General features: G+C 73.6%; 9 protein-coding genes. 8 read left to right on the top strand and 1 reads right to left on the bottom strand.

Translation table 11 applies throughout. The features are described 5' to 3' along the window. Window positions 1–221: 221 nt before the first annotated feature. The 4 genes from IO40_RS0128985 (at window position 222) to pyk (ending at window position 5524) form a co-directional block, all read left to right on the top strand. Window positions 222–1703, top strand: a complete 1482-nt coding sequence (locus tag IO40_RS0128985) for a pyridoxal phosphate-dependent decarboxylase family protein (RefSeq protein ID WP_016468256.1) — start codon at window positions 222–224, stop codon at window positions 1701–1703. Next, window positions 1700–3097, top strand: coding sequence for a lysine N(6)-hydroxylase/L-ornithine N(5)-oxygenase family protein (locus IO40_RS0128980; RefSeq protein ID WP_033228499.1), 1398 nt, complete (start codon window positions 1700–1702; stop codon window positions 3095–3097). The genes IO40_RS0128985 and IO40_RS0128980 overlap by 4 nt, the downstream gene beginning before the upstream one ends. Next, a complete protein-coding gene (locus IO40_RS0128975) occupies window positions 3094–3828 on the top strand; it encodes an SIMPL domain-containing protein (protein WP_031176427.1) in 735 nt (244 codons plus the stop codon). The genes IO40_RS0128980 and IO40_RS0128975 overlap by 4 nt, the downstream gene beginning before the upstream one ends. Window positions 3829–4096: 268 nt before the next feature. Then, the gene (gene pyk, locus IO40_RS0128970) at window positions 4097–5524 is read left to right on the top strand and encodes a pyruvate kinase (protein WP_016468259.1); all 1428 of its coding nucleotides are present in this window, start codon (window positions 4097–4099) and stop codon (window positions 5522–5524) included. Window positions 5525–5890: 366 nt separating this feature from the next. Here pyk and IO40_RS0128965 read toward each other — a convergent pair whose 3' ends face one another. Beyond that, window positions 5891–6250 (bottom strand): chorismate mutase, encoded by a 360-nt coding sequence (locus IO40_RS0128965; RefSeq protein WP_016468260.1) that lies wholly within the window; start codon window positions 6248–6250, stop codon window positions 5891–5893. Window positions 6251–6402: 152 nt separating this feature from the next. On the opposite strand from IO40_RS0128965, the gene IO40_RS0128960 reads away from it, so the two are divergent. The 4 genes from IO40_RS0128960 (at window position 6403) to IO40_RS0128945 (ending at window position 10962) form a co-directional block, all read left to right on the top strand. Beyond that, the gene (locus IO40_RS0128960; protein WP_016468261.1) at window positions 6403–7122 is read left to right on the top strand and encodes a GntR family transcriptional regulator; all 720 of its coding nucleotides are present in this window, start codon (window positions 6403–6405) and stop codon (window positions 7120–7122) included. A 42-nt stretch (window positions 7123–7164) separates the two neighbouring features. Then, window positions 7165–8241 (top strand): ADP-ribosylglycohydrolase family protein, encoded by a 1077-nt coding sequence (locus IO40_RS0128955; RefSeq protein WP_031176426.1) that lies wholly within the window; start codon window positions 7165–7167, stop codon window positions 8239–8241. Between the two features lie 112 nt (window positions 8242–8353). After that, on the top strand, window positions 8354–9967 hold the full coding sequence (locus tag IO40_RS0128950) for a purine-cytosine permease family protein (protein ID WP_016468263.1): 1614 nt from the start codon (window positions 8354–8356) through the stop codon (window positions 9965–9967). Further along, on the top strand, window positions 9964–10962 hold the full coding sequence (locus tag IO40_RS0128945; protein ID WP_031176425.1) for a PfkB family carbohydrate kinase: 999 nt from the start codon (window positions 9964–9966) through the stop codon (window positions 10960–10962). The genes IO40_RS0128950 and IO40_RS0128945 overlap by 4 nt, the downstream gene beginning before the upstream one ends. Window positions 10963–11004 lie beyond the last annotated feature (42 nt).

Here is an 11004-nt window from a genome sequence, read left to right as displayed (position 1 = left end):
GGGTGCGGGCGCGTACCGGGTGTGCCGGGGGGGCGGGGTGGGGGCTTGTACCAGCTGTGCGGGGGTGGGGCGCAGGTGGCTACCACGTTCGGGCGAAGTAGTGCGGAGATCGCCGGGTGCGGTTGCGGACGGCACGTAGGTTAGGCCCGCCTAACCAACCGTGGCCGCCGTCGGGTTCGATGCCGGGCCGCGGCCTGTACGTCGTGCGAGAAAGAGCCCCCATGTCTGTCTTTGCCCTCGATGGCGGCCTTCGGGCTGCGGACTGCGATGCGGATGCCGGTCTGCTGGCCGGTGGTGCCGCCGGGCCGGCCGCGCTCCGCCCGCTGCTGGAGACGGTGGTGGCGGCGTTGGAGCGGGGCGCGGTGGAGCGTGGCGGGCCGCTGCCGCGGGGTGGCCCCGAGGCGGTGGCCGGCCGGGTGCGGGCGGTGGCGGGGCCGGTGCTGCCGGAGGTGGGCGCGGGTGCGGCTGCGGCGTTGGACGCGCTGGTGGGGGTGGTTGCCCAGGGGGCGGCCGATCCGGCTGATCCGCTGTGTGCGGCGCATCTGCACTGTCCGCCGCTGGCGGTGGCGGCTGCGGCGGATGTGGCGGCCAGTGCGCTGAATCCGTCGCTGGATTCGTGGGATCAGGCGCCGGCGGCTTCGGAGGTGGAGGCGCTGGTGTGCCGTTCGTTGGCGCGGCTGGTGTTCGGTGCGGGGCGGGCTTCGGATGCGGACGCGCTGGTGACGACGGGTGGTACGGAGGCGAACCAGTTGGCGCTGCTGCTGGCGCGGGAGCGTTTCCGTGAGCGGTTTTCCGGGCGCGGTGGTGCGGGGGGTGTGCGCGGGGTGCGGGTGGTGTGCGGGGCGAACGCGCATCACAGTGTGCACCGGGCTGCGTGGCTGCTGGGGCTGGAGCCGCCGCTGGTGGTGCCGGCGCCGCGCGGGGTGCTGGAGCCGGCGGCGCTTGAGGTGGCGCTGCGGGGTGTGGCGGGGGCGCCGGCGCTGGTGGTGGCGACGGCGGGGACGACGGATGCGGGGGCGATCGATCCGCTGCCCGGTATCGGGGCGGTGGCGCGGCGGTACGGGGCGCTGCTGCATGTGGATGCGGCGTACGGCGGGCCGTTGGTCTTCAGTGAGCGGCTGCGGGGCCGGCTGGCGGGGCTGGAGTGTGCGGACAGTGTGACGTTCGATCTGCACAAGCTGGGCTGGCAGCCGGTGGCGGCGGGTTTCCTGGCGGTGCCCGACGCGGGGGTGCTGCGGCCGTTGGGGCACTGTGCGGACTATCTGAACGCGGACGACGACACGGAGGCGGGGCTGCCCGATCTGCTGTGGCGTTCGCTGCGTACGACGCGGCGGCCGGATGTGCTGAAGGTGGCGGTGACGCTGCGTGCGCTGGGGCGCAGCGGTATGGCGCGGCTGGTGGAGCGTACGTGTGCGGCGGCGGGTGAGCTGGCGGAACTGGTACGGGGTGAGGGCCGGTTCGTGCTGTACGGGGAGCCGGAGATCTCCACGGTGGTCTTCCGTCCGGCGGTGGGGGACGACGCGCTGGTGGCGGGGGTGCGCAGGCGGCTGCTGGAGCGGGGGCAGGCGGTGCTGGGCCGGGCGTCGCTGGCGGGCCGGCTGTGGTGGAAGGTGACGCTGCTCAATCCGCTGGTGCGGCCGAGTGATCTGGCGGCGGTGGTGAAGCTGGTGGAGGAAGCCATGGAGGAGGGGACGGGCGCGTGAGGGCCGTCGGGAACGCGGCTGAGCCGCTGGATGTGGTGGGGGTCGGGATCGGCCCGTTCAATCTGTCGCTGGCGGCGCTGGCCGACGGGGTGTCCGGGCTGCGGGCGGAGTTCTACGAGCGGCGGCCCGCCTTCCGCTGGCATCCGGGGCTGCTGATCGAGGGGGCGACGCTCCAGGTGCCGTTCCTGGCGGATCTGGTGACGCTGGCGGATCCGGCCAGTCCGTGGTCGTTCCTGCGGTATCTGCGGGAGCGGGAGCGGCTGTTCCCGTTCTATTTCGCCGAGCGGTTCCACATCGACCGGGCGGAGTACGACGCGTACTGCCGGTGGGTGTGCGAGGGGCTGCGGGGGCTGCGTTTCGGGCATCAGGTGGACGCGGTGCGCTGGAGCGCCGAACGGGAGCTGTTCGAGGTCGATTTCACGCAGTTGGGCGCGGGCGGTGAGGCGGTGGCGCTGGGCCGCAGCTATGCGCGCAATGTGGTGCTGGGCATCGGTACGGAGCCGTATGTGCCCGAGCCGTTGCGTCCGCTGGCGCAGGCGCCGTCGGTGCCGGTGTACCACTCGGCGGAGTATCTGGAGCACCGGGAGGAGCTGGCGGCGGCCGGTCATGTGACGGTGGTGGGGTCGGGGCAGTCGGGGGCCGAGGTGTTCCTGGATCTGCTGCGGCGGCGTCCGCCGGGCCGGGAGCGGTTGCACTGGCTGACGCGGAGTGCGGCGTTCGCGCCGATGGAGTACAGCAAGCTGGGGCTGGAGCATTTCACTCCGGATTACACCCGCTATTTCCACGGCCTGCCGGAGCGGGTGCGTGACGAGTTGCTGCCGCGCCAGTGGCAGTTGCACAAGGCGGTGGACGTGGGGACGCTGGCGGCGGTGCACGAGGAGCTGTACCGCAGGGCGGCGGCGCTGGACGGCGACTGGCCGCAGGTGGTGCTCACTCCGGGGGTGCGGGTGCGGACGGCAGGCCGGCTGGGTGCGGGGCGGCTGGAGCTGCATCTGGAGCACGCCGAGCAGGGTGAGCGGGAGTGTCTGACGACCGACGCGGTGGTGCTGGCGACGGGGTACGCGGAGCGGCCGGCGGACGGGCTGCTGGCGGCGCTGGACCCGTTGCTGCGGCGGGACGGTGCGGGGCGGCCGGTGGTGGACGAGTGCTACCGGCTGGCGCTGGAGGGCCCGGTGACGGGTGCGGTGTTCGTGCAGAACGCGGAGCGGCACACGCACGGGGTGGGCGCCCCGGATCTGGGGCTGGCGGCGTACCGCAGTGCGGTGATCCTGAACGCGCTGGGCGGCGGGGAGTGTTATCCGCTGCCGCGGCGTACGGCGTTCACGCGGTTCGGTCTGCGCGCGGGCGGCTCGTCCGGGGCGGTGTCACAGCGGTCTGCCACAGTGGGCGTATGACGCAGATATCTGGTTCCGGCCTCGGGCCGGACTCCGGCCCGCAGCCGCTTCCGTACGGTACGCCGGAGGCGCCGCGGGTGGCGGTCCGGGGGGAGTCGGTGCTCCAGTTCGACCCGGAGACGGCCCACATCTGGGCGATCGTCTCGGCGCGGGGCACCGACCGGCGCTCCGCGCTGGAGGATCTGACGCGGCGCAACGCCCACGCGCTGGAGTTGGTGCGCGGGTACGGCGAGGCGGTGGAGAAGCTGGCGACGGGCACGCTGAGTGTGCGGCCGGAGCTGACGCAGCACGGGCGCCGGGAGCGGGTGCACACGTATCACGGGCGGGTGCGGCTGGACATCACCGTGGGCGACTTCACGGTGCTGGGTGAGTTGACGTCGCGGCTGGCGGAGCTGGAGTTGACGGAGGTGGGCGGCCCGCTGTGGTCGCTGCGGCCGGGTTCGGCCGCGCACCGTGCGGCGCGGCAGCAGGCGGTGCGGGAGGCGGTCACCCGGGCGCGGGAGTACGCGGAGGCGGTGGGCGCGCGGCTGGTGGCGCTGGTGGAGCTGGCGGACCTGGGCGCGGAGGACGGGGCGCCGCCGCTTCTCCCGGCGGCGCCGGGCGGGGTGATGCGGGGGTACGGGGGCGGGGTGCCGGGTCCGCCCCCTGAGCTGGATCTGGAGCCGCAGCGTCAGACGGTGCGGGCCCAGGTGAACGCGCGTTTCGTGATGAGCCCGCCGCGGCTGGACTGAGTACTCCCGCCCGTACGTTCGGGGCCGTCCCGTTCGCCGGGGCGGCCCCGAGCTGTCGGGCCGCCCCCGGGGGGCCGGGTGAGGGCCGGGGGTGGATGGTCTGGGTGTCTCGCTGCGTGAGACGAGGTGCCGGAATGCGCGCTCATCAGAGCGAGTGATCGCCCACTTTATTAGTTGTCCTCGAGCTTGAATGTCCTTTCGGTAAAGGCCCGTTGGACAATTCCCGGGCATCGGTTCTTTACGCGCGGGTAAGTCTTAAGGTCGGGGTATGCGCCGAGCAAAGATCGTCAGCACCTTGGGACCGTCCACCGACTCGTACGAGCAGATCAAGGCACTCGTCGAGGCCGGAATGGACGTCGCCCGGTTCAACATGAGCCACGGTACGCACGCCGAGCACGAGGAGCGCTACCACCGGGTGCGCGCCGCCTCGGAGGAGACGAAGCGGAACGTGGGGGTGCTCGCGGACCTTCAAGGCCCGAAGATCCGGCTGGGCCGGTTCAAGGAAGGGCCTGTACTCCTTGAACGCGGCGACGAGTTCGCCATCACCGTCGAGGACGTCGAGGGCGACCGCGCGATCTGCGGCACCACCTACGCGGGACTGGCCGCCGATGTCACGGCCGGCGAGCGCATCCTGGTGGACGACGGCCGGGTCACGCTGGAGGTGACCCGCGTCGAGGGCTCCGTGGTGCACACGCTGGTCGTCGAGGGCGGCATGGTCTCCGACCACAAGGGCCTCAACCTGCCGGGGGTCGCGGTCTCGGTGCCCGCGCTGTCCGAGAAGGACGTGGCGGACCTGCGCTGGGCGCTGCGCATGGGCGCCGACATGATCGCGCTGTCGTTCGTGCGCAGCGGGCACGACATCAAGGAAGTGCACCGCGTCATGGAGGAGGAGGGCCGCCGGCTGCCCGTCCTCGCGAAGCTGGAGAAGCCGCAGGCGGTGGCGAACCTGGCCGCCATCGTCGACGCGTTCGACGGCATCATGGTCGCGCGCGGCGACCTGGGGGTGGAGATGCCGCTGGAGCAGGTGCCGCTGGTGCAGAAGCGGGCCATCAACCTGTGCCGGCGCAACGCCAAGCCGGTGATCGTGGCCACGCAGATGCTGGACTCGATGATCGACGCCTCCCGTCCGACCCGCGCCGAGGCCTCCGACGTGGCCAACGCGGTGATGGACGGCACCGACGCGGTGATGCTCTCCGGCGAGACCAGCGTCGGCAAGTACCCGACCGAGACGGTGCGGACGATGAGCCGCATCGTGGCGGCGGCCGAGGAGGACATGCTGGCCAAGGGGCTTCCCCCGCTGACGGAGAGCAGCAAGCCCCGCACCCAGGGCGGCGCGGTGGCCCGTGCCGCCGCCGAGATGGGGGACTTCCTCGGCGCCAAGTATCTGGTGGCCTTCACCCAGTCCGGGGACACGGTGCGCCGTCTGTCGCGCTACCGCTCCCCCATTCCCGTGCTGGCGTTCACGCCCGATCCGGCGACCCGGTCCCAGCTCAACCTGACCTGGGGCGTGGAGACGTTCCTGGGTCCCATGGTGCAGAGCACCGACGAAATGGTGGACCAGGTGGACGAGATGCTGCTGAAGCTGGGCCGCTGCGAGCGCGGTGACCTGGTCATCATCACGGCCGGTTCCCCGCCGGGGGTGCCCGGCTCCACCAATCTGGTCCGGGTCCACCGCCTGGGCGAGGAGGACCGCTGAGGGCGCTGCGACCGGCTGAGGGCGCTGCGGCCGGGCTGGGGGCCCTGCTGCCCCGCTGAGGGCCCCGCTGTGACCGCTGAGGGTCCTGCGAACCACTGAGACCTGCGCTGCCCCGCTGGGGGTCCTGGGACCCGCTGAGACCTGCACTGACCCGCTGGAGGTCGGTCCTGCGATCCGTTGAGACTCTGCGCTGACCCGCTGAGGGTCCTGCGGTCCGCTGAGGCCGCCCGGCGATCCGGCCCCGACCCCTGCGTTCCGGCCTCGGTGGTCCGCCCGCCGAGACCCCGCGTACCGCGAGCGCGCCCGGCCCCCTGCCCCGCGAGGGGCGAGGGCCGGGCGCGCTCGCGTGTGTCCGGTGTTGCCGGGTCAGTCGTGGGAGGCGGCGGCCGTCCCGGGGTGGCCGCCCGGCTCGACTCCGTCGGCGATCTGCTCGTGGTGCCGGATGACCTCGGCGATGATGAAGTTGAGCAGCTTCTCGGCGAAGGCGGGGTCGAGTTTGGCGTCCTTGGCCAGGGCGCGCAGGCGGGCGATCTGGCGGGATTCGCGGGCCGGGTCGGCCGGGGGCAGGCTGTGGTCGGCCTTGAGGCGGCCGACGCGCTGGGTGCACTTGAAGCGCTCCGCGAGCATGTGCACCACCGCCGCATCGATGTTGTCGATGCTGTCCCGCAACGCGCCCAGTTCCGCCCGGACGGACGGGTCGGCCTGCTCGATCTCACTGCTGCTCATCGACCGAGCTTAACCGGCGGCGACCGGGCGGGCCGCCGCCCGGTTCCGGGAGCCCGTGGCCCGTGCGCGCAGGCGGTCCCGAGCTGTCCTGAGCTGTCCTGGTGTGACCCACGGAACAGACAGGTTCGGACAGGTACGTCTACGGTGCGGACATGTCCGAACAGGCACGCAAGCATCAGCGGGTGGCCCGCATCCTGAGCCGGGAGATCCGGCGCGGGACCCTGCCGGACGGGACCCGGCTGCCGGGCGAGCACGCCCTCACCGAGCGCTTCTCGGTGAGCCGGTCCACCGTACGGGCGGCCCTGCGCTCCCTCGCCGACGAGGGACTGGTGCGCACCCACCCCGGCATCGGCTCGTTCGTCAGCTTCGACGGCGCTCCCCTGGACAACCGGCACGGCTGGAAACAGGCGCTGACCGAACAGGGCGTGACGCCCGAGACGACCGTGCTGCGGCTGGAGACCGTGCGCGAACCGGATCTGAGCTCACGACTGGGCCTGGACGACGACCACTTCCTGGCCGTCGACCGGATGCGCACCCTCGCCGGCGGCGACCGGGTCTCCCTCGAACGCAGCCGGGTGCCGCTGTACCCGGGGCTGGCCGACGTGCCGCGGACCGGACTCGTGGACGGTTCGCTGACCGCCACCCTGGCCGCCGCCGGACTGGTGGTGGCCTCCGGCGAGCAGCGGGCCACCGCCGTACCGCTGGACGCCGCGGACGCGGCACAGCTGCGGCGGGCGGAGGGGACGTCCTTCCTGCGGGTCACCCGCATCGGGCGCTCCCCCACCGGCGCCGTCCTCGAACACGTCGTCAGCCTGCTGGACCCGGCACGTTTCGAACTGCGCACCAGCTTCGGCGAACCCGGCGCCCTCTGAGCAGCACCACCCACCTCGACAGAAAGCCGCGAGCACCCCCTCATGCACGACCCGCACGACCCGCACGACGCGCGCACCGACCGCGCGGCGGGAGCCCTCTACGGGCTCGCCCTGGGCGACGCCTTGGGCATGCCCACCCAGATCATGTCGCGGTCCGTCATCGCGGCCCGCTTCGGCCGCGTCACCGGCTTCGAGGCCGGACCGCCCGACAACCCGGTGGCGGCGGGGCTGCCCGCCGGCAGCATCACGGACGACACCGACCAGGCCCTCATCGTCGGACGGCTGCTCACCGGGAGCGGCGGCCGGATCGACCCCGAACGGTTCGCCCACGCCCTGCTGGAGTGGGAGGCCGGGATGAAGGCCAAGGGCTCCCTGGACCTGCTGGGGCCCTCCACGAAGGCGGCGCTGGACGCCGTCGCACGGGGCGTGCCGACGCAGGAGGCCGGCCGGACGGGCACGACGAACGGCGCCGCCATGCGCGTCACCCCCGTCGGGGTGGCCTTCCCCGTACAGCCGCTGGAGGCCTTCGTCGACCGGGTGGTGGAGTCCTGCCAGGTCACCCACGACACCACCATCGGCATCGCGGGTGCGGCGGCGGTCGCCGCCGCGGTGAGCAGCGCGGTCGCCGGAGCACCGCTCGACGAGGCGATGGACGCGGCCGAGGCCGCCGCCGAGGCCGGTGCCCGGCGCGGGAACTGGGTGGCGGGCGCCGACATCGCCGCCCGTATCCGCTGGGCGCGGGCCACCGTGGCGGGGCTGGACCCGGACGACGAGGCGACCGTCGAGACGATCAGCAAGCTCATCGGCACCAGCGTCGCCTCGCAGGAGTCGGTGCCGGCCGCCTTCGCGGTGCTGGCGCTCGCCGGTGACGACCCGTGGCGGTGCTGTCTGCTGGCCGCCAACCTGGGCGGGGACTGCGACACGATCGGTGCCATAGCAGGTGCCGTCGCCGGTGCGGTGGCGGGTCTGCGCGGCCTGCCCGCCGATGCCGTGGCCACCCTGCGATCCGTCAACGGCCTGGATCTGGAGCCGCTCGCCGCCGCTCTGCTGGCGCTGCGCGACACCTGCCCGGCGGCCCCCGTGGCGGCCGGTGCGCGTCCCGACGGCGGCGACGCCTGAACCCCGTTGTGGGGGGGCCGGCCCGCTCGGGCCGGATGTTCCCGAGGAGCACGCTCCTCATGTCCGCGGGGAGCACCGCTCCCCGCCCATCGCCTCACAAGGAGGTCGGGCCATGGCTGACTCGAAGAGGAGTGAGCTGGTCGGCGCCGTGGAGACCCGCGGCATTGAACCGGTGCCGGACACCGAACGGCACGGAGCCGCCAACCAGATGTTCTGGACCTGGTTCGCGGCCAACATCTCGATCCTGGGCCTGCCGCTGGGCGCGACGCTGGTCGCTTTCCGGGGGCTCAACATCTGGCAGGCGGTCCTCGTCGCCGTCATCGGCGCCTTCGGATCGTTCGCGCTGGTGGGCGCGTTGAGCATCGCGGGGAAGCGGGGCGGTGCCCCCGCCCTCACCCTCTCCCGCGCCGTCTTCGGCCGCCGCGGCAACACCGGGCCGACGCTGGTGACGTGGATCAGCCGGGTGGGCTGGGAGACGGTCAACACCACCACCGCCGCCTACGCGCTGCTGTCGCTGCTGGCCATCGTCTTCGGCGCACACGCCAACACCGTGCTGACGCTGGTGTGTCTGCTGGTGTTCATCGCCTGCACGCTGCTGATCAGCGGGCTCGGGCACGCCGCCATCATGTGGATCAACCGGTGGGCGACCTATGTGTTCGGGCTGCTCAACCTGGTGGTCATGGCATTCCTGGCCGCCACGGTCGACTGGGCGAAGGTGGCACACGCGCCGGCGGCGCCGATGAGCGCCGTGATCGCCGGAATCGGTGTGATCGCGGCGGGTACCGGTATCGGCTGGGCCAACGCGGGCGCCGACTACGCCCGCTATCTGCCGCGCTCCGTGCCCGGTGGCCGGCTGGTGCTGGCCTCCGCCTGGGGCGCCGGTATCCCGCTGGTGCTGCTGATCTCCCTGGGCTCCCTGCTGTCTGCCGGTGACACCTCGCTGGCCGCCGCCTCCGACCCGGTGGCCGCGATCAAGGCGATGCTGCCCTCCTGGATGGCCGTGCCGTACCTGATCGCCGCGTTCGGCGGGCTGCTGCTCTCCAACCACCTGTCGGTCTACTCGGCGGGCCTGACGCTCGTCACCCTCGGCGTCCGCGCCAAGCGCACCGTCGCCGTCGGCCTCGACATCGTGATCACCTTCGCGGGCGGCATCTACTTCATGCTCGTCGCCAAGGACTTCTACGGCCCCTTCACCACCTTCCTGACCCTGCTGGCGGTGCCCATCACCGCGTGGGTGGGTGTCTTCGCGGTGGACATGCTGCGGCGCCGCGCCTACGACCCGGAGGCGCTGATGCGGCCGGGCCGGTCCGGCCGCTACTGGTACAACGGCGGCTTCGCCTGGTCGGCCTGTCTGTCGTGGGCCGTCGCCATCGTCGTGGGGCTGCTGCTGACGGAGGCCAAGACGAGCGACACCGACGTGTGGTTCTCCGGGCCCTTCTCGCACAGCTGGCTGGGCGAGAACGGCCTGGGCTGGGTGGTGACCTTCGCGGTGGCCGCCGTCGGGTACAGCCTGCTGCACCCGCTGGACCGGGCCGTGAGCGCCGAGGCGGCACGCACCCGGCGCGAGGACGCGGCGGCGGCAGCGGAAGCGGACCTTGCGGCCCGGACGGCGGACGGCGGCACGGCCGCCGGTCCCGCCGCCCGTACGACCGCCACCGAGGAAGCAGCCGGGGCCGGCGAGGCCGTCGCGCCCGCCGCCGGAACCGGGGAAGGAGCCGCCCGATGAACGCGGACGGAACACCGCCGCCGGCCGGACCGCGGCTGATCCTGGCCGGCAGCGTGATCGTCGACATGGTGCTGCGCGTCCCGCGGCTGCCCGAGAGGGGCGGCGACGTGCTGGCCTCGCACGCGGTGCAGACCGCCGGCGGCGGCTTCAACGTGCTGGCCGCGGCACGCCGGATGGGACTGCCCGCCGTCTACGGCGGCGGGCACGGCACCGGCCCGTTCGGCGACCTGGTGCGCTCCGCGCTGGCCGCCGAGGGCGTCACCCCGCTGCTCACGCCCCGCCCCGGCCGGGACACCGGCTACTGCGTGGCCCTGGTGGACGCCGAGGGCGAACGCACCTTCGTGACCGCCACCGGCGTGGAGGGCGAACTGAGCGCCGCCGAGGCCCGGCTGCTGGCGGCCGAACCCCGGCCCGGCGACCTGGTGCAGCTCTCCGGGTACGGGCTCGTCCACGCCGGTGCCGGTGAACGGCTCACCGCGCTCGCCGAGGACCTGGCCCCGGGCGTGGTGCTGTGCCTGGACCCCGGCCCGCTGGTCGCCGACATCGACGCGGACCGGCTGGCGCGGGTGCTCTCCCGCGTGGACTGGCTCAGCTGCAACCGCCGCGAGGCCCGGCTGCTGACGGGGCTCGCGGACGCGGACGCCGCCGCCCGCGCCCTCGTGGACCGGCTGCGTCCCGGCGCCGGGGTGCTGGTGCGCGGCGACGCGGACGGCTGCTGGCTGGCCGAGGCCGGCGCCGCCCCGGTGCATGTGCCGGGGCGGCCGGTGGAAGCGGTGGACAGCAACGGCGCGGGCGACGCCCATGTCGGCGCGTTCCTCGCCCTGCTGGGGCACGGCGCCCGCCCCTCCGAGGCGGCACGCGGGGCGAACGTCGCCGCGTCGGTCGCCGTCACCCGCCGCGGCCCGGCCACCGGCCCCACCGCCGCGGAGGTCGCCGCACTCCTGGACGAGCACGACCCGCTGGCGCCGCTCCTGACCCGGCAGGAGCGGGCCTGACCGGCCCCGGGCCACGTGACCGGGGGCCGGGTGGCCCGGGGC

Origin of the sequence: Streptomyces albus subsp. albus (assembly GCF_000725885.1) — a bacterium.
Taxonomy (GTDB): Bacteria; Actinomycetota; Actinomycetes; order Streptomycetales; family Streptomycetaceae; genus Streptomyces; species Streptomyces albus.
The sequence above is the reverse complement of the archived record's forward strand: the minus strand, read 5'-3'. Positions and strand labels throughout refer to the sequence as shown.